This window comes from Pseudoalteromonas sp. T1lg65, assembly GCF_051930985.1.
Lineage (GTDB): Bacteria > Pseudomonadota > Gammaproteobacteria > Enterobacterales > Alteromonadaceae > Pseudoalteromonas.
On the sequence record NZ_CP196838.1, the window covers coordinates 168,891 to 189,922 of the forward strand.

Genomic DNA, 21,032 nt, shown 5'->3' on the forward strand with positions numbered 1-21,032 from the left:
ACTTTGAAAATGACTGTCGTGGTTGAATGGTGGCGAGTCGGTGGGTGACATATTGAGTACTAAATTGACTATTAATATTTTGATAAATATGCGTTGCTTATCAATTTGGTAACCAAAGGTTAGTAAAGTAGTTTCTTTAAGTTGATTTTATAGCAACTATTCTTATAGACTCACGCACCTATTTTAAAGTAACTACTTTGTTTTTACTAAATAACCTCAGCTGAGGTTGAATGAGTTTACTTGTCGACGATTTGGGTAGCCTGCGAAGCTGGTAACGAAGGTCTATGGATGATTTATAACTACATATGCATTTTACTTTTGGCACTGCTTGTTTCTTTACAAGCTTTTGCTAGTGGGCATACACAGCAAATATCCCGCGTTTCGGTCGAAGAAGGATTATCTCAATCAGCCATCACCGACATTGTTCAAGACCATTTGGGATTTGTTTGGATTGGCACACGCCAAGGGCTAAACAGGCACGATGGTAGCAACATTATGACGGTTGGCGCTGGAGTTGGCCTGGAACAAAAAGACATTTTCAAGCTGGCCGTAATCAATCAAAAGTATCTACTAGTCTCGACAGCGGTATCAGGCACTTACCTGCTCGACTTATCTACTTATCAAGCCATCCAAATTTACTCTGGCAAATTGCACGAAAACAGCCCTTTTGTAGACCCAGTTTCAGCAGCGTTTGGCCACAACGACAAACTGGTTATGGCAATTGGAAGAGAAATTCACTCCCTTAGCTTGCGTTCGTTTGAGTCAACATTTATAACCCGAGTTCCAGAAGGCGAGTTTATTTCTTCATTGTTGAGTACTGGCGAGCAGTTGCTTATCGCAACGAACAAACAACTTTACCGCTATGCCCCCCTAACAAATGCGCTTTCGATAATCCAATACAATCATGAAACCGAGTCAACTGAAAACAAAGTTCGTTTTCTCAAAAAAGATCCGTCTTTGGGATTATTGGTCGGCACAGTTAATGGCCTCTACAGTGTTCCATTGGTGGATAATATAACCAAGGAACAAAGTAGCGAATTGTTAGTAGCGGGCATGTCTGTGTGGGGCCACCAAATCACACCATTTGGCGAATTTATTGGCACTGACAATGGTTTGTATATGTTTGACCGTAAAGCCAAGCGCGTTAGTAAAGTATTTGATTTAGCACAAAGTCGTTTTATGCTTTCAAGCACAAGCATCACTAAATTAATGAAAGATAAATCCGATAACTTGTGGATGGGAACGCATGGGGAAGGTGCGTACATCTGGCCCTCAAGCACCCTAAGATTCGATACATTACATGAACATACGCGGCAATTATCTAACAATAATGTTTGGGCTATAACTGAAATCGCAGAAAACTTGCTCCTGATAGGTACTGATAATGGGATCAATGCATTCAATCCTATATCTGAAAAGTTAGAAGCGACTTATTTAACCAATAGCGATCCCAACGCGCCTTATGGCATTGACGCCATTCACAGCATTTTTCCGGTGGACCAACAACAACAAATCTATGCTGTACAGACTGCAATTAACAGCGGGCTATTTTATCGTAATGAAAATAAATTTGTCGCTTTTAATACCTTGTCTGACGTCGAGATTGGAGAGTACAGCTGGGGACTTACTAAATATCCACAACAACGCTTTATATTTATTGGTACAAAAGGTTTTTTCGAGTTTGATGCCAAATCCGGCAACATTACTCGGTTATCTGGACTATCGTCCAAAATTGACGTCAATGAATCATTCTTCTTCTTACCTCCTCTCTCCCCGAGTAATAATAACCAATATTTTGTTAGCACAAGTCGCGGATTACTACGGTACGATGCTGCTGAGCAAAATATCGATGTGTTGTATGCCAAATCGGATAAACAATCAATTCCAGCTGTAGAAAGCTGGATTCAAGATCCCATAGCCCACACAATTTGGTTAGCGACATCGTCAGAAGGCTTGGTTGAATTGGACAGTAAAACCTATGAAGTCAAGCAAGTCATAAATCAAGACCGAGGCTTATTAAGTAACACCATCTACAGAATACAAATAGATTTGAACGGAGCAATTTGGTTTAGTTCGCAAAGAGGCTTATACAAATATGCTCCAAATCAGCAGATTCTAGAAATATATAAAATGAATCATGGTCTACCTTCGGTGGAATTTAACGCTGGAGCTTCTGCTCAATTAAGTAACGGAAAGCTGATCTTTGGTACTGTTAAAGGCGCCGTTTTATTTAACCCTGAAGATTTTACCGAGGCTGTGGCAAATACTGCTGATATTCAGCTAACCCAACTTGATATTCTGTCCAGTGACGCACATTTGTTTGCGCCAAGGGCCATACAACAAGCAATGTCATTTAACTATGACGCTATGGGCATAGAAATAGGCTTATCAAGCTTTGATTTTAGTGGTGTAGGCCAAGGTAACTTGTATGCGAATCTAGAAGGACCAAGTAATTTAAATTTCAAGCAAATAGACAATCAACACTTGTTTTTTAATCAACTTGCTCCTGGTGCCTACACTTTAACCATCACAAAACAAACAACGCCCCTTTCAGAACCAACCAGCAAATTGGTCGTCGACTTTTCTGTTTCCTACTCGCCATGGCGCTCTCCAATGGCAATGGCTGCTTATGGCTTTATGATAGTGCTGTGCTTATTGCTGTTGTTAAAAAGACATCGGTTCAAACGACAACAATTAGAGTCCACATTAAAAGCGTTAACGCAGGCGAATACGCAGACCCAGCTGGCCTTGCGTTCGACCCAAAGTGGTATATGGTCTGTTAACCTCAAATCGCACAAGGTAACGCAGGAACGCTCGCAAATACTGGGGTATAAATCCAACACTATTTCTATTCAGGATCACTACAATGCAATACATCCCGATGAACGCGAAATTGTAGAAACCGCTTGGAAAAGGTTTATAAGCAACCCAACAAAAGAGCACCTTTCTTTGTCCTATCGTTTGTTATGCAACAATGGCCAATGGCATTGGTTTCACGACATTGGTCAAGTCGCTGAGTATGACACCGATGGGTCTGTTGCAGAGTTAACTGGGATTTATACCAATATTACCGAACATAAAGCCAACCAGCTCAAAGCGTCAATTTTGGGTGAAGCAGTTAGTCAAGTAAACGATTGGTTGCTTATATTAGACCCTCAGCTGGTGCCTATCTCAGTTAACCGAAGTTTTTGTGAGGCCTTTAATATCGATCCCAAGCGTGCGCTTAGCGAGCTCACTGTAGAACGTTTTTCTCAATCGATTGGGCAAAAAAAGCTGACCGCTTTGATCCAACAACTTAAATCGATGGGCCCAAACCAATACTTACGCCAAGAAGTACAAGTTACCGACGATGATAACCAACTTCATCCTGTGCAACTGAGTATCAGTGCAATATCTAAAGATGATGCGACACTACAATACTTTGTAGTGGTCGTCACGGATTTAACTGAACAGAAGCAAGCTGAAAACGAGCTACGCTACTTAGCTAATTTTGATTCGCTTACGAACTTACCGAATCGAAACCTAATGTTACAGCACATAGAATTTGCAATATTTAATGCAGAGCAGTCACAAAGTAGCTGTGCCTTGCTGTTTATTGATTTAGATAAATTCAAGCCCATCAATGACGCATACGGTCACTTGGTTGGTGATAAACTGCTCATAGCCATCACTGAGCGAATCAAAGGGCATCTCGACGATAACTGCATTTTAGGTAGACAAAGCGGTGATGAGTTTTTGCTGCTGGTAAAACAATTATCGTCTGCGGAGTATTTGAGCTCGCTGGTTACTAAATTAGTGCAGCTGATCCCAGAAAAGCTGGAGATTGATCGGATCACCGTGAGTGTCTCTGCAAGCATTGGTGTTGCTGTGTATCCCTTTGACGCAAACAGCGCAGAAACCCTGATCCGAAATGCGGATATTGCGATGATCCACTCTAAGCAGGCTGGTAGGAATGCATTCAAGTTCTTTACCGAACAAATGAATGAAGAAATTACCAAAAAACTGACATTGGAAAACGCACTAAAAACCGCTGCCAAAGACGGCCAAATTTACAATCACTATCAACCAATAATCAACACAACAACTGGACAAATTGCAGGCGTTGAACTGCTAATGCGTTGGCAACATGAAGGTGTACAGGTGCCACCAGATGATTTTATTCCCATTGCAGAAGAAGTGGGTATGATTGAACAGCTAACGGAACAAGCGTTAATTCGTGCATTAACCGAGTTGCGTCCAATGTTTATGAAACGGGCCGACTTTTATGTGTCTCTTAACCTCAGCGCAGTACACATCTTGCGAACAGAAATCACTCAGCAGTTTAGCGATATTCTGACTGCCCATAACCTGTCCAACAACCGCTTGCGGTTAGAAATTACTGAATCAAGCTTTATGTCTGATATTGCCAAAGCGAGAACCACGTTGAGCGAGATGAAACAAGCAAACTTTACGTTATTGCTTGATGATTTTGGTACCGGCTACTCTTCCTTAACCTACTTAAATGAGTTCCCACTGGATATCATTAAAATAGATCAGGGCTTTGTAAGAAATATGGATAACCGGAGCGTGAATAAGTCGATTATCCGAACCATCTATCTGTTAGCTCAAAGCCTAGATATGAAATGTATTGCCGAAGGTGTAGAAACCGAGCAGCAGCTGGCTTTTCTACGAGCAATCGGGTGTGAGTATATGCAGGGGTATTATTTCGCTAAACCAATGTCTGCACAACAACTACTCGTTGAATACAGCCACGATAAACTTGAGGATATAAATTTTAAATAGCGTTAACGAAATTTAGAGATAATATGCCACAGAACGGGTTTTAGGTTGTTTTATCTCGGTCCAGTTCCAGCCAATCGCCAATCTTTTGAAAAAGCACATTAGAATCGACTGGCTTGGGAATGAAATCATTCATCCCCACCGCCAAACACTTTTCTCTGTCTTCTTCGTATGCATTGGCAGTAATTGCAATGATATACGGGCGCCCATAAAGTTTATTGTCCGCAAGGATACGCTCGGTACACTCAAAACCGTCCATATTAGGCATTTGGCAGTCCATCAACACTAAATCGCTTGAATGCTTTTCTAACATTTCGAGCGCTTCGGTTCCATCCATCGCGACTTGTAGGTTGCACTGAGTCATGTTCAATAATTTACTGATCACCACTTGGTTTATTCTATTGTCTTCAACCAAGAGAACATTAACACCCGCAAGTGAAGGAGGCTCAACCTCAACACTATTGCTTTGCGTTTGCTCTCCCAAAAGCGCGGGTATTGCTACAAGAAACTTACTGCCACATCCGAGTTCACTTATAACAGTAATTTCTCCCTCCATTGCATCAACCAGCTTCTTCGTTATCGCTAAACCCAGGCCTGTACCGCCGTACTTTCTGGTTGTCGACAAATCGGCTTGCACAAACTCTTTAAACAACGTTGCTTGGTGTGCTTTTGAGATACCGATACCGCTGTCCTCAACCAAAATACTCAAGACTTGCTGGCTATATCGAGCAATTAGTTTTATTTCGCCCTCGTTGGTGAATTTACCCGCATTACTGAGTAAATTATTGACTATCTGCGAAACTCGTAACTCGTCTAATTGGAGATACTTAGGCAAGCTTTCATCAAAATCATAATGAAACTTAACGCCAATTTTTAACGCTGTAGACTCGAAGACACTTGCCTGACGACTGATTAACTCGTGAATATCAACAGAACGGAGCTCTAACTTTAATGCCCCCGCTTCGATTTTTGAGTAATCTAAAATATCATTCAAAATCAATAACAAATTTTTTGCGGAACGCTGGATAATGGAAACGTTATCGAGAAATGTACTGGGTACGCTTTTGTCTCTTAATAAGTGCTCTGACATCCCGATTATGCCATTTAACGGGGTGCGAATTTCGTGACTCATATTTGCTAAAAAGAGACTTTTTGACTGGTTTGCATGGTTTGCAACTTCAACTGCCTTTGTTAGCTCTTTAGTTTTTTCCGCTACTTGCTGCTCAAGTCGACGATTGAAGCTTTTCAGCTTTTCATTGAGCGCTTCGTTTTCGCTATTTGCCAACTGAAGTTTTGAAAAACTCATCGTCAGCTTAAAAGCGAGCTGATTAAATTGCTGCTGTAGTTCAACAATTTCAAGAAAACTCGATTCGTTCACCGCCGAGTTTTCTATCAACTGACTTGGCTCATATTTCTTAATATCTTCGCTTAATGCATTAATCGGCCGAACAAGTAACTTAGCCAAATGCTGCACAAACAATGTACTCAAGACGATTATCAGTCCAGCAAATAGTAATGAGTCTAGCCAAGCTGCTGCAGCAATTAAATTCAAATGCTTTCTCTCAATAAGAGAAACCACTGACCAGCCATAGTCTTTTGATAGCGAGACTTGCTTATAAAACACTTGCTCAGTGGAGTCCTCGAAAAGATTAGTCTGCTTGTCATAAAGTTCAGACAGTGTCTGTTCCGAAGGCATATCTAACGCTTTGAACTCAGTGTTCAAAGAGCTAAAAACAATTCTATTTTGGTTGTCCAATATAACTAAATGACCTCGTTGTGCTAACACATGAGGAATAAATCGCTCAAACGATTCAAATTTAAGTGAGCCTTCAATAACCCCAAAAAACTCGTCTTGCTGATATACAGGAGCAGATATAGCCACAATCGTTGCTTCGTTATAGCCTCGTGCTTTAAACACGCCAGAGACATAACCTTCAGGGTAAAAGCGACCTTGATTAAAATAGTCACGATCAGAAACGTTGACGTCCATACCGACCATGCTTTCTCGAAATGCAGGCGGGAAAAAGTGTGTCACTTCCGCTTCATGATTAACAAAAATGGCCGTATCCATATTTTTATATGTATTAACCAACTTTGCTAAAATAGCATTCTTATCAATACCTTGCGCAATGCTATGTGACGCCATACTGACTGCTCGGCGATAACTATCTAGGTAATCATTGATTTGCAATATCACCGTGTCGGATGCGGTATTAAGTTGAGCTTGAACTTCAAATTCAACCCGTTTGTAGTGATTATTTGTCAGCACAATAGACAGAATTAGTACCACGAGAATGATAACGAGGCTAACTGATGAGCTTAGGATCTGGCGCAGTGGCACCCCTTGCCACTTGCTTCTAGCAAAGAAAAAGCTGAACAGATCCGCTATCGCAAGACATATCGCGGCATTAATAAAATATTTAGCAAGGGCGGTAAATATAACGACAAGTGGTAGGGCTAGAATGAAATAGCCAAAAATGAAAAGTAAGGGAAGACCAAAAAGCAACCAAAACGCTAAGCCTCTAACCAAAAACAGCTTTCTCGGTTTGACAGAAACAAAGTACAACCAAAATACTTCAGCTAGGAAAACCGCGGAAGGCAACATGTGTCCCCAGCGGTACCATATAAAACAGCCACTAATCGCTACAGCAACTACCGCATATGGCCAACCGAAGCGCAACAATATAAGCAGAACAAAGAGTTGACCAAATAAAAACTCAGAGCTATCAAGAAACCAAAATGGGAGTAAATTGGCGATACCACCTAACACCCCAAAAAGTAATGTAATAAAAACAGCTCTATATTGGATCAATATCTTACTACACTCAAATTACCTACAATAGATATAAACAATATGAAATAAATTTACACTTGCCAAGCTAGAGTGACTATTAGCTTACGTAAATGGCATAGTTTTAAAGCCGTTAATGGTCAGGACATTGATGACTTTCTATTTGTAGTACACAAGACGCCACTTTAAATTGTTCAGTCAAAACCGATTCGACTTCGATTCTGCATGCTGAGTCGTGCGCTTCAATGGTGCAATGGTGGTTGAGCACAATATGTGCACCAACGACTAGCTTTCCTTCGGCGTTAGTAACTGTAATATTATGTGCACTTTCAACGTGTTCGGTGTTAATAATAGCTTGTTCAACTGCCTTCACACTGGGTAAAGCAGGTGACTTTAATAGTAAACCTTTAATACACGTATTCAGTACTTTAATGCCCGTAAACAATACAAACACCGAAATCAACATACTTGATAGGATATCAACCACTAACCAGCCTGTTAGGTGAATTATCACACCGGCAAAAAAAGTTGAGACTGTTGATAACAAATCAAAGAAAGAGTGTAAAAACACTGCATATACATTAATGCTGTCTTTTCTGCCCTTATATAAAATCCAAGCAGAAGCACCATGAAACAAAAACCCAACCGCCGCTATTACAGACATTAAATAGCTATCAACGTGGTGTTCGTTACCGGTCATATGGTGATTCAAGCGGTCGCTACCTTCAAACAAAATTAGCACGGCAATCGATAGATACAACAACCCGTTAATGAGCCCGCCTGTGTATTCTGCTTTTTTATAGCCATCACTAAAAGTCTTGGCCAAGTGAATTGCAACGGTCGACGCAATCAGCGCGATGAAAAGCGAGCTATTGTGCACAAACAAATGACCGGCATCCGCTAAAACCGCTAGAGAATTAGAATAATAAGCACCGACTAGTTGAATGAGCATAAAAGAACACGTTATGCACAACGCAATAATGAGCCTCTTGCGTGAAGCTTGGTGCGTGGTAATTTCCGTCATATGGAGAAAATAAAACCTGTAAAATGGCAGCGACCGATTTCAACAATCAACAATAAAATAAGAAACAACAACCTGTTTCACTACTTGGTCGCAAATGGTAATGATATATAGTCTCAATTGTAACCTGATTTGGATCAGGTTGCACTTACTAATCAGTAAGCATTTGAATAACGTAAGTGGCGCTCCCGTTTATCCAACCGAATAGATTATTCATGCACAAAATAAAATACGCTCTATACTGAGTTATGCTGGCAGCCTTAGTTCATTCTAAACCTATCTTCTGATCACTAAGGCTTGACTCTAGGGACATAGAAATCAGCTTTCAAGGGCTTAACTCGTTGCTTTAATTAAATTTTTTAAATTGCGAGGGATTCTATGCGCAACAAAGACGTCGATCATGGTCAAAGACATCCAAGAGTAATCATCATTTGTGACGATCCGCAGGAGCTTTCAGGGGTCACTGATATCATTTCCTCTCAAGTTGATTCATATCGAGTGCTTACCAGCCATAAAGAAGCGGCAGAGGTTATCACTTTGGCTCCACCAGACGTTATTATTATTGCCCGCAGTACCGTCGCAAAAAGTGTGGAATTCTATAGTCTGCTAGCCAAACACAACTTGCTCAATTATCCACACGAAAATATTTTACTGTGCGAGAATAAAGAATCCGGTATCGCTTTTCGGTGTTGTATTAAAGGAATATTCAGCGATTATTTTGTCTACAAACCGATGTACGAAAACTATCGCTTTCGAATGATTTTACACAATGCCTTACTACGGTCAGAAAACACTGAGGAAGTACATGATATTCGCGAAGAGCATTTTGGCCGAATCGATGAAAAACTCAAGCAACTTATTGATGATGCGGCAGAGTACCAAGGTAAAGCGGAAGAAACCTTACAGTCAGCACGGGTTAAGTTAGAACAAGCCAAAGGTGTAAATCAAGTCCAAGATGATCTACTGACTGAGCTTAAGAAAAAGCATTTAGCACCGTTGATTGATCAGCTTGAACAGCAACTCGCTGACAGTGTCAAAGAACTAACCTCACGTTTAAAAGACAAACAACTTTCCGTAGCGGAGTTTTCAGCACTACTAACAGAAAGAGACATTCCCAAAACCGCGACTGCAGCACAGCACGTTATTCCTATCGGTCACGAGGGTGAAGTCGAAGTTGCAAAACCTGCACCCGCTAAAACAGAGCCATCTAAAGTCATGGTAGTTGAAGACAATGAAATATATCGAGAGATGATTGCCAAAATACTGCGTGATGAAGGACATCATGTTGAAAGTGTTTCAAGTGGACTTACTGCGATTAAGCGGTTGCGTAAACAGAAGTTTTCTCTGGTATTTATGGATCTCTTTATGCCAGAACTTGATGGTTACAATACAACGAGAAACCTTCGCAACATAGCACATTGCAAAGATTTACCAATAATTGCGCTAACGAGTAACAAAAACAAAGACATTATCAGAAAATGGGCTTCGTTGGGGCTTGCAGGATACATCACTAAGCCATCAACCAAGCATGCTATTCTAAAAGCCGTAGAAAAAGCATTGCATACCAATGCAGAGTTGCAGCAGTGATCTTATCGGCTCCGAATATCAAATTTGCAAATACAGTTCGTAGCCAGTGAAGGTGACTTCTAGACTGATCAGCAGCAGTAAAAAGCTCACTAGATGTCCTACTTTAACCTTGGAGCAAACGTAGGCGCCTAAAGGCGCTCCTACTACGACTATGGGTATTGCAGCGAGTAAATAACTATTGATTTCAGGTGTAACTGCGCCTAAATGCCAAGCATTTACACCGCTTCCAACTAACGACGTAAACGCCATTACTACCACTGAGGTAGCCGTCGCTTTTTTAACATCAGCATTATAGGCCACCACCAATAAAGCAAACAGTGCGATATCGGCACCCGAACCAACAAGCCCACTTGCAATTCCACCAATAAAGGCAACCAGCATAAATCTAAGCAGTTTAGGTCTAATGAATTCGCTACTGGGTTGATGGTGTGCTTTTCTCCACCACCGCAAAACCAAAGTTACTGCAAAGCACAATAGCAACAAGCTAAATATAGACTTTACCAGTAATCTAGGTGCATACGGGGCGATGAACTGTAAGCTAATAACTACGCCCAATGCAGCCATTGGCAACGCCATCATAATAACGTTTCGGTACACTGGAATTTGACGACAGAAAATAGTAATCGTGGCAGCGCTCATACCAAAGCTTTGTATCGCTAGCGAAAAAACTTTCGCCGTCGCGGGTTCAATTGCCAACATTTTAGTCATCACAGGAAATGCCACTGCACCGCCTCCTAATGCCGTGCCTCCTGCGACAAACGAGCCAAGCGCCATCGTCAATGCAATTTCAAATTCAGCTAATATCTGTGCTAATGCCTGTGAAAAGCCTTGTAGCCAAATTAGTACGACGTACACTAGTAGCGTAAAGAGTATTGGCCAAGTTGCCGGCTGAGCTATTCGTTGTATCATTAATCATCCATTTGGGGTTTCCCCCACTTCCACTTCATTTTACTGCTTTACCATTTTTTGAGATCTAAAAGCGCCCAAAAGCAACTTTAATTTATCAGGTTATTTGTGTAACTAACTTTAAAGAAATCAGCAGAAAAACTTGTTACGCAGATCACACGATTTGCGATTAGACCTGAACTGGAAAAACATATCAAATTAAATTTGTATTAACAGGAGTATTACATAAATAATATCAATTCAATGCCGTGAATTTCCTATTAGACTTGAAGCAATTTGCTTTGTCACTGATGCCACTAACATAAAAACTTTTGCTTTCACACTTAGCTAATGCAATAGCCATTGAATCTAATACAAGCTGCCTAGTGCAGCGAATCAGATCTTTGCTGGTCAAAATTCCGCTTAGATAGCGGTTGAATCAAAAACACAACTGCCTTAATATAACAATATATAATTACATATTACCTTTAGTTATAGATGTAGTTCGCTATATAAGGGCAGCAAGCATGACTGAACAAAACGCGTTATCCCAAATTTACTTAGATGCAAATGCAACCACACCGGTCTTAGAAAAGGCTGCGGATGCCGCACTCATCACCATGCGCACCATGTTTGGGAACCCGAGTAGTAGCCACATCACAGGCTTACAAGCCAAACAAATCATGGAGCGTACTCGTGGTAAAGCTCAACAAGTGATCGGCTCAGGTCAAGGACATATTATTTTTACCAGTGGCGCAACTGAAGGAATACAAACAGCTATATTGTCCGCGCTATGTGAAGCTAAGAAACACTTAGACGATAACAAGCAATATACGCTACTTTATGGAGCCACTGAACATAAAGCCGTCCCTGAGTCCTTACGCCATTGGAACAAAGTACTAGGTGTAAACGCTGAAGTTAAAGCTATCCCCGTCGACCGTACTGGTAAATTAGATCATGAATTTATTGCTGCACATATCGAAAATGCGTTAATGATTTGCACTATGGCAGTCAATAACGAGACGGGTGTATATCAAGACCTTCAAGCACTTGAACAAACGATTCGAACCGTAAACCCTAGCGTATTTTGGATGGTCGATTGTGTCCAAGCTTTAGGAAAACGAGCGCTCAATATTGCCCACACAAGTATTGACTATGCGCCGTTTAGCGGCCACAAACTCTACGCACCTAAAGGCATTGGCTTTGTCTACATTCGAGAAGGTGCACCGTTCACTCCCTTTATCGCAGGTGGTGGTCAAGAAGGCGGGCTTCGCTCAGGTACCGAAAACATACATGGTATGGCAGCGCTAGAAGTGATTTTTGACGAATTACTCAAAACAGACAATGCCGCTTTTGCATCTTTTGAACAATTACAAACATACAGAACACAACTCTCTGAAACGCTCAAGCAAGCGTTCCCAACCATTACTTTCAACCATGATTTTGAGAACAGTGTTCCCACTACTTTAAACTTTGCTATCCCTGGCTTTAGCTCTAAAGAAATCATGGACTTATTTGATGCTGCAAATATCCGAGTCAGTTCAGGCTCAGCATGTAGTTCTAAGGTAACCAGAAGCTTTGTGCTGGATGCTATGGGACTACCTGCGTGGCAAAGTGAATCAGCAATTAGAATGTCATTTGGCCCTGCAACAACACAGCAAGAGATTACTGAAGCTTGTGATAGGATTAAGCATTGCGCTCAGGCATTAGGACATAGTTGTCTGTTGCAACACAACAATACGGTGAGCGAGAAAGAAGCTCTAGATGGGCTAGTGCAATTTAAAGTCGGCGGAGCTTGTTGCTGGTTATTTGTGGATGGCGCAAGTAAATCAGCGGTGATCATAGATCCACTCGCTGAATTAGTCGATCGTTTGAAAACCATTATTCAGTGCCAACAATTAAACGTTGTTGCCGTGCTAGATACTCATGGTCACGCTGATCATGAATCTAGTCGCATCGAATTGGTAAATCAGCTAGATAACTGCGATCACCTCGGGTGGCCTAAAGCAACAAAATCAGTGACGCTAAAAGGTCACCATTTAGATTCAATTCAGTGTGGCGATTTTGATATTGCCAAACTACCCACACCAGGACATACACAAGACAGCGTCAGCTATCTCATATTAGACAAAAGTAACGACTCTGAAGAAATAAAATACCTCTTTTGTGGCGATCTTATCCTAATGGGAGCATTGGGTAGAACAAACTTCGCAACCAGTTCTGCAGCAGCTATGTACGAAAGCCTGCTTATCGTTAAAAATATCTCGGACCAGGGAACAATTTTGTGCCCAAGTCACGACTACAATAACGAATTTGCTACGACGATTGAGGCTGAATGCAAAAGAAATACTTTGCTAAATGACGTGCTCAAAGGACAGCTTAGCCTTGCGTCATTCGTCGAACAGAAGTCAATAGTAGACCAACAGATCAATGATGAAAGTGGCAGCGAAATACTTTGTGGTGCCTCAGTTTGCAGCAAGGCTTCATTCGAACTTAAAGAATTCTCAGCACGCGACCTTGAACAGCACCTTTTACAGCACCCTACTACAGCACTCATTGATATTCGTGAGCCACATGAGTATGCACTGCATCATGCTCAGCAGTTTGACCAAAATGTACCGCTAACAAGACTCGTCGACTTTATCGCTCGATTTGGTCAAGACAAAAGTAAAGAACTGATCTTAGTTTGTCGCAGTGGTAGTCGCTCTCAGGTCGCTGCGCAAGCTTTAGCAAGGTTAGGATTTAGCAATATTGGTCACCTTAAAGGTGGTTATGCCCTGGCGGATCTGCCTAGATAGTAAGTATTACTCACAGATTCCTTTCTTAAAGTGCCTAAATTGCGCTCAGCTTTTTAGGCACTTTTTTGATCTACTTAATCTCTCTGACGTAATGCTCATAACGCAAAACACTGTTTACCAACGTATTCATGGCCCACAAAAAAGTGCATTTACCGCAAAAAGTCTGCTCCACCTGCTTGCGACCTTTCAACTGGCGCAAAAAATGGCAAAACTGCTGGGACGACGTCAAATATTGTTCAAAGCGTTGCGCATCCAAGAAAATCCATAATTAACCTCAGCTGCGAATAAGAATTTTGAAAGTGTAAATACTGAAGAATCCATAAGTTTTCTAGTACCAATAATGAAATTTTGTTCAACATCAAGGCGTTTTCCCTTGTCATCGCTGGCTATGGCAAGGGAAAACAACGAAGAGAGCGGACGAAATAGTATTATTTGGCAAATTCGCTTGTCCGCGCTTGAGGTTAATCAATTGGCTCTACTCACAACTAGGACGACGACAAATGTGCGTTGAAAAATAGCTATTGAAGTTTAAACCGATAACTTTGCAGCGGTTCATTTCGCCACTGTATATAGTCAGATTCTAACGTTTCATAGCTGTTGAGTAATAGACCTTCTATTTCTGAGCCATCAATCACATTACAAGGGTTAGAACGTTCCATAATCAAATAGGTAAATAGGGCTTGTCGCCCCCGCTCGTTGTTCATCAGAAAATAGATAAGGTGCCAGCTATTTGCGTACAATGCATGCCGTAACGCAGTATCCCATTGCTGTTCATTGGTGACTAGCGTTCCCAGTTCTAAAAACTGAAATCTTAGTTTTTCATCTTTTAACCACGCTCGGTTTGATGGAATATTTGTCCACTCACCATCATAGTGTATCCCCTCAAAGTATTCGGCTAATCCCTCGGATAACCACCTAGGAACAAGACCAAATGTATAATAAACCAATGCATGTGTTGCTTCGTGAACCAGAGTATTGAGGGTGGTTGCGTCGTTCACTCTATATTCTATTAAACCAACATTATGGGAACCTAAATATAATCCTTTATTTCCCTGAGCCGATGCGCCATAAGAAGCAACATGCGCTTCATATTCACTTCGGTCTGCCAACACATATAAATTGATACTTATAGGAGCATTTTGGCGCATACTGGATGGTGCATAGGCGATTAGCATCCGTTCAAAAAATTCAAACAGCGCTACTAATCTAGAATAGGCACGGTTTTCAAACTGCTTGGAAACCGATGGTGCGACCAAATTAAAAGTGAAAAAACGATTGTTAGCATCTTCTTTTTTAGCTCTGAAAACATCATTAGTAATGACTCGACATGTTTTCTCATTCACATCTGAAACAGGGAATGAAGTGGAAAATTGCTCTTGTGATTGCGGGGCTAGTTGTTTGCTTTCTAAAAGTGGTTCTAACGGAACGACCTTATTTTGTGTAGAGTGAACGATATTTTGCAGGACTGTTTGTTCACTGTAGTCTCTAGCATTTATAGCGGATTTCTTGCCAATATTTAAAAATTCGGGGTCCAATAAATGCCAACTCACAATCACCATACAAAATATAGCTAGCACCACGTAGCTAACCCATTTAACTATATCTCTCAGAAAATTCATGGCGTTAATCCTTGCTAGCTCCAAAGTGATTGGAATCACCCCATTAGATAAACTGATTTAGTGCATGCATCATGAATTGAATTTAGCACAGCCGTGATACCTGCACACCCTAAAAAACAGTCGTTCATTTTGGCTGGTTAGTCAATCGAGTAACGTTATAGCCTACTGATTGTAAAAGCCACTTTAAATTACAAGATAATGATTAAAGTAGAAGCGACAAGTGTTGAAGTATTTTAAGTCAGTGTCAACGGGTAAATAAACAACGTTATTTAGTCCATTAAAAAATTATCCGTGAGTCTTTGAGAGTTTTACTGAAAAAACAGGGAAGAACAAACAAGTCAGAAAGGCACTCACTGGTCGTGAGTGCCCTATTTAACAATTACATATCGTCAAATGGTGGAATAATACCACAGGTGCTAACACAGCCAGTACAAGGCTTAATGATAGGCTTTAGATCAGTAATGTCTTTCAAACCACCAACAACTTGCGGAGTCATATCGTTCGCTAGAGTATTTTGATCTTTAGAAAGGTTAGTTAACTTTTTTTTGTTTAGTTTTAACTTCATGATGTAATTATCCTTATAAAACGAAAAAGCTGTACATTTTTATTTATTTACAGCCCCTTAAATATATAACCAAGAGGGAGGCAATGTAAATAGCCAACAATATCAAATTAGTAGAAATCTATATGAAATATATTATTCAAGAATATAAACGACGGGCAAAGTAGGTTAATTTATATTCAAATATATCTTTTAAAGATCTTAGCAATTGACTGTTGGAGGTGTAAAACAACATGTTTTTGTTATACAGACTGGCGGTGGTAGAGTAGCGCCACTAGCTTCCCACCCTCCAGCTACATTTGGAGTGAGGTCTTTCGCCAACAGTGTAGCGTTGGTGTCGATAGACAAGTTTGTTAATTTTCTCTTATTAACCTTTAGGTTCATGCTATTTATTTCCTTAATATAGTAGAACATAAGAACCGAGTTACGGCGTGTAACATGCCGCGGTCCTACATTAAGCGCAGAAACGATGTGATGCAATACCGACAAGCAGTAAAACTCATAGCGCAGATAAATAAATATGAAAGGGTCACATTCAAATCACATTTTAAATTTAAAGCATTAAAAGAATAACCAAATTTAAAACACAAACAATTGAAATATATAGGTATGTTACATTTGGATTTGAAGAATGAAAAACTAGAAAATAAAACAAACTTCTTGTAGACTTAGTTATTATATAACCTTATGAAACATTATCATCATGATCAAAAAAAACACAAGCCACTTAAATTACCAGTTTAAAGGTTCATATTGTGTATTATGACAATATGAACCCGTCTTTGATATTATAAAATTGAAATACTTCGGATAAATCCGGCTAAATTATCAGCAATTGATTTGTGTTCAGATTCCGTAGGATGCCATACACAACCATTTAACTCTGAGTAAAAATTATGGGTATAAAGTTCTGTTACACCTAATTTTTCAAGTCGGCTTTTGGCGGTTTCAGTTGCTGGTATAATATAGTCATAAGGGTATGCGGGTCTTGGCATAAAAATGATGGGGGTCATTGGATAGCGATTTCTAAGCGTTGTTACGAACTCTACCATCGTATTCTCCCAACTTGCTTTTACCTGCAAAATGTTATCCCACGGCTCATGTGGCTGTGGATCTGTGCTGAAATCATTAGTACCGACTTCAATCACTATCAACTGTGGGTATTTATCAATAAACTCATTGCCGCTATTTGGCACTGCTGAAAACTGATCATAGTAACTTCGGAGCGTGTGATGAGGTTGATTGCCACTCCAGTTTCTCACCAATCCTAAACCTGAATATGAAACCTGAGTATAACTAGCATTTAGCATGTCAGCCGTCATATAAGGGAATGCAAGGCGCGCATTACTTGTTGCTACAACTTCAGGCCATTCACATTGACGCTTATTTGACTCACTACCAAAACCGGCACTAATTGAGTCACCAATAAACAAAATATGTGGCTGCTGCTGCCAAATTCCCTCTACACGGCCATCAATATGTACTTGTAGAATTTCAGTGTTATTTTGATAGTTCTCCCAACGTTTGACCAACTCGATGTTCACCGCTTTATGATCTTCTTGCTCAAACAGAACAAAATGCTCTGATTCTCCAGAATAACTAGTCTTTAGTTTTTTATGTAGTTTGCCATCAACTAATACATCAAATTGGTCTCCGTAGCCTTTAATATCGATGGCAATCGAGCGGCCAATCAATTTGGTACGCATTTGAGTTCCTGGCCAATTTAGCTTTACGCTACCTTGCTGGTAGTTTTTACTTACTCTGCCTTCAAAAATAATGTTGTGATCAGTCGCCGGCAGTTGCTGAGCAGATAGCTCGGTCGCAACTAACAGCATTAAAAATAGAGGTAATCTCATTTTAAATGTTCCTTTTTTGTGTGGATATGTAAAAATAATGTGCACAACTGCTCAGGTCAAAGTAATCGACTTGAGTATTTTTAAAGTGTGTTATCAAAAGCGTATTTTCAGGATAGATGCCAAGTAGTTTTATTCTTGGCTTGAACGCACCGAATAAGAAGATGGCTTATACTGGCAAAGTCCACTTGCTATAAAATGCGTAATGTCTAATAGGAGTTAAAGTGAAACAAGTTCATATAATGGTATTGTTTTTGGTATTGCTAGGTGGCTGTAGTTCTTCTTCCAACAAGCAAATAAATTTTTCAGCATGTCAAAAAACAATAGAAAACTATGTCATATATCGGGATAAAGGCAGTAGTGAGCAATATCAGAGCTTGTTTACTCCCGATGCGAAGTTCACCATTCCCGCGTTAAATATCTCCTTAGCAGGGTCCGACACGATTACTCAGCGCCAACAAGCCGCATTAAATAACTTTAAAACAACACATATGATCACAAACGTGCGGTTCACACCGTTAGCAGACGACAAAGTCAACGCTGAAAGCTACTTTGTGTTATTTCGCAAGCCGCTTAACTCAACACAGCAGAGTATGTCAGTATTTAACGGGAAATATGTAGATACGCTGGTACTCACTGATGATGGGTGTTTAATAGAAGCGCGTCATGTTGAAATATTCAAAAAGGATGAGTGGCTCTAATGGCCTATTAAACACCGGCTGAGGTTTTGCTATAGATCTGCTAAAGGCATTATCGATTAAGCTCTTGTCAGCTTACATGAGCATTAGGAACATTGAGTGAGTATACAAAAACGAAAATCTGGATTTATCGCCGGTTTTATTGCAAGTTCAGCATTACTTATGAACGACTTAATTCTATTCGGAAATCTGCAGCTGAATAGCGTATCTATTGTGCTTCTAGGCCTGGTGAGTATCACTTGCCTCTTGGGCATTATATTGTTAGCAAAACCCAAGCGTTAAATGCAGTAATTTATCCAACCCCAAACACCTAAAACAATATGCTGGCTATTAATATCAGGCTATAAGCGAGCTGAAATATCACGATGCTTCAATGATAACCCCACTTCAGCACTGGATTGAGGAGTGCTTATAACGCTTTTAAAATCATGTCCATCACGGGCTTTACTTGATAAATGTTATGGTCCCCAGCAATTAACTGCATCTCCACATCTTTATGATGATTTTTTAGCGCCGTATAGTAGCTTTTAGTTAAGTAAGGTTTGGTGACATCATCATCCTCAGCAACAATTAGACTCACTTTGGTGCTATTTGATACTTTGCTAACTAACTCAACCGGAGAAGAAATATCTATATCTCCTCTAAATGGTTCATATTCATTTCTAATCAGCATATCTTTTCGCCAAGCGTTAATATCACACGGACACGAGATCGCAACGGCATGGTTAACTAGATCAGGATAAAGACCGATAAGACGTGCGGTAATCGCAGCCCCGCCAGAGTGGCCGATTAGCACAACCTTTTTCGCTTTATGCTGTCTTTTTAAAGCTGTAATAGCGCTGGCGATCTGATCTACACGCGCATCGTCGTAGTTATCACCCACGGTTAGCCCAACCTCGCCGTCAGAAGTTCTACCAAAATCATCCGTATAGCCTGGACGTAACATGCCTACTGCAACAACATTGTCTCTCTCTTTGGCAATTTTTTGAGCTACGCGATACTGAGAATAGGGTCTAATGTAAGCGTTATCACCATGCAGTGTAATAGCGAGTATTGGATTGGCTGATAGAGTATTACTTTTGTATGTCTCTATTTTTGTACATTTTTTATCAGCAAAAACTTCTCGTTCAGGGTTACCACATGTGTCATCTGCATACGAAGTAGCACTGATGCCTAATAAAATCGTTCCCACTAAATTAAGCAGCTTCATTTGAAAACTTCCTTTTGATTTTTATTCTGGTGTGATGCTGATTTCAACGCACAAGTGCTTTACTTGCGGTATTCACAACAGCTTGATGACTAAAGATATAATGATTGCCATCAACTACGTTTAAGGAAACATTTTTAGACAAGTTTTTAAGCACGTTATAATACTCACGAGAGTAGACAGGCCCTGTCTTTTTATCATTTTTCCCAACAATTAAGCTAACAGCGGTACTATCTGACACTTTATGCGCCAAATCCATGGGCGAGGTCACTAATAATTTATCTTTAAAAATATCTTCTTGTGTACGCTCGTATAACGCCTTACGCCACGCATTGATATTACAGTTACACGAAACCATTACGGCGTGATCAACTAAGTTAGGATACATAGCTATCAAGCGGCCAAGTATTGTTGCACCACCGTAATGACCTAATACCACAACTTTTTGAGCTTTATGGTGATTTTTTAAATTAGTAATGGCTTCGGCAATTTGTATAACTCGAGCATCATCATAATTATCACCAACCGTATCCCCGCGTTCACCATCGGATGTTCGCCCCCAATCGTCGCTGTAGCCTGGCCTTAGCATACCTACGGCAATAACATTGTCTTGCAACTGTGATAATTTTTGTGCAATCCGATAATGTGACGATGGCGGCCATTGATGGGCATCACCATGAAGGACGATAGCCAGTGATGGTGAAGACGAGAGTGTGTTACTTTTATATGTTTCTATCTTTGTGCATTGTTGATTAGCCCACACCTCGTTATCTAAGTCGCTACAATTTTGCTTGGCATGTGCAAAAAAACTGATGACTAACGAGATAATGACTAAGTGTTTAAGAACCGATTTCAACGTAACAACTCCTTATCCTTGCATGACTGAGCTTATGCCAATCCATTTAATCAAATAACCCAACTTAACAGGCAATATTTCACTATTTAATTGTTCTAAATAAGAAACTTTCACACCATTAGCGATGGGGTTAATCTCTAAAATAGCTTAGGTGTTAATGCGGACCGAGTTTACTTTCAAATAATGACAGTGGAATACTATAGAGCACTTAAGATAATATCGAGTATTAGTTTGTAACCATTTATGAAACAAAAAAGCTTTTTAAGTTAGACTAAACGCCAGCAGCCGAGGTGAGTTACTATAAATTAGATACGTTTGATAAGATCTGCGAACGCTTTTTCTGGTGTTTGATTTTAATTGATACGGGCTAGTGAAT

General features: G+C 40.3%; 13 protein-coding genes. 5 read left to right on the forward strand and 8 right to left on the reverse strand.

Annotated features, from left to right (window positions below; translation table 11 throughout):
- The first annotated feature begins 240 nt into the window (after positions 1-240).
- Positions 241-4,782: an EAL domain-containing protein gene (locus tag ACSLBF_RS18190; RefSeq protein WP_440056808.1), complete on the forward strand. Its 4,542-nt coding sequence runs from the start codon at positions 241-243 to the stop codon at positions 4,780-4,782.
- A gap of 40 nt (positions 4,783-4,822) precedes the next feature.
- On the opposite strand, the gene ACSLBF_RS18195 is transcribed toward ACSLBF_RS18190, so the two are convergent.
- Both ACSLBF_RS18195 and ACSLBF_RS18200 read right to left on the reverse strand, forming a co-directional pair.
- Complete coding sequence (locus tag ACSLBF_RS18195; RefSeq protein WP_440056809.1) at positions 4,823-7,591, reverse strand: response regulator; 2,769 nt, start codon at positions 7,589-7,591, stop codon at positions 4,823-4,825.
- A gap of 112 nt (positions 7,592-7,703) precedes the next feature.
- Complete coding sequence (locus tag ACSLBF_RS18200; RefSeq protein WP_440056810.1) at positions 7,704-8,594, reverse strand: cation diffusion facilitator family transporter; 891 nt, start codon at positions 8,592-8,594, stop codon at positions 7,704-7,706.
- Positions 8,595-8,969: 375 nt separating this feature from the next.
- Between ACSLBF_RS18200 and ACSLBF_RS18205 the strand changes: the two genes are divergently transcribed.
- On the forward strand, positions 8,970-10,178 hold the full coding sequence (locus ACSLBF_RS18205; protein ID WP_440056811.1) for a response regulator: 1,209 nt from the start codon (positions 8,970-8,972) through the stop codon (positions 10,176-10,178).
- An 18-nt stretch (positions 10,179-10,196) separates the two neighbouring features.
- Here ACSLBF_RS18205 and ACSLBF_RS18210 read toward each other — a convergent pair whose 3' ends face one another.
- Positions 10,197-11,087, reverse strand: a complete 891-nt coding sequence (locus ACSLBF_RS18210) for a sulfite exporter TauE/SafE family protein (protein ID WP_440056812.1) — start codon at positions 11,085-11,087, stop codon at positions 10,197-10,199.
- 503 nt (positions 11,088-11,590) lie between these two features.
- On the opposite strand from ACSLBF_RS18210, the gene ACSLBF_RS18215 reads away from it, so the two are divergent.
- Together ACSLBF_RS18215 and ACSLBF_RS18220 are read left to right on the forward strand one after the other, a co-directional pair.
- Positions 11,591-13,861 (forward strand): aminotransferase class V-fold PLP-dependent enzyme, encoded by a 2,271-nt coding sequence (locus ACSLBF_RS18215; protein ID WP_440056813.1) that lies wholly within the window; start codon positions 11,591-11,593, stop codon positions 13,859-13,861.
- A 128-nt stretch (positions 13,862-13,989) separates the two neighbouring features.
- Positions 13,990-14,133 (forward strand): DUF2256 domain-containing protein, encoded by a 144-nt coding sequence (locus ACSLBF_RS18220; protein WP_440056814.1) that lies wholly within the window; start codon positions 13,990-13,992, stop codon positions 14,131-14,133.
- A gap of 246 nt (positions 14,134-14,379) precedes the next feature.
- Here ACSLBF_RS18220 and ACSLBF_RS18225 read toward each other — a convergent pair whose 3' ends face one another.
- From ACSLBF_RS18225 to ACSLBF_RS18235, 3 genes are all read right to left on the reverse strand, one after another.
- Entirely contained in the window at positions 14,380-15,480 is a 1,101-nt protein-coding gene (locus ACSLBF_RS18225; protein WP_440056815.1) for a DUF1570 domain-containing protein, read from the reverse strand.
- A gap of 379 nt (positions 15,481-15,859) precedes the next feature.
- A complete protein-coding gene (locus ACSLBF_RS18230; protein WP_440056816.1) occupies positions 15,860-16,045 on the reverse strand; it encodes a hypothetical protein in 186 nt (61 codons plus the stop codon).
- 785 nt (positions 16,046-16,830) lie between these two features.
- Complete coding sequence (locus ACSLBF_RS18235) at positions 16,831-17,898, reverse strand: GDSL-type esterase/lipase family protein (RefSeq protein ID WP_440056817.1); 1,068 nt, start codon at positions 17,896-17,898, stop codon at positions 16,831-16,833.
- Positions 17,899-18,119: 221 nt separating this feature from the next.
- On the opposite strand from ACSLBF_RS18235, the gene ACSLBF_RS18240 reads away from it, so the two are divergent.
- Complete coding sequence (locus ACSLBF_RS18240) at positions 18,120-18,596, forward strand: nuclear transport factor 2 family protein (protein ID WP_440056818.1); 477 nt, start codon at positions 18,120-18,122, stop codon at positions 18,594-18,596.
- A 406-nt stretch (positions 18,597-19,002) separates the two neighbouring features.
- On the opposite strand, the gene ACSLBF_RS18245 is transcribed toward ACSLBF_RS18240, so the two are convergent.
- Positions 19,003-19,803 (reverse strand): alpha/beta hydrolase family protein, encoded by an 801-nt coding sequence (locus ACSLBF_RS18245; protein ID WP_440056819.1) that lies wholly within the window; start codon positions 19,801-19,803, stop codon positions 19,003-19,005.
- A gap of 43 nt (positions 19,804-19,846) precedes the next feature.
- Positions 19,847-20,656, reverse strand: a complete 810-nt coding sequence (locus ACSLBF_RS18250; RefSeq protein ID WP_440056820.1) for an alpha/beta fold hydrolase — start codon at positions 20,654-20,656, stop codon at positions 19,847-19,849.
- Positions 20,657-21,032 lie beyond the last annotated feature (376 nt).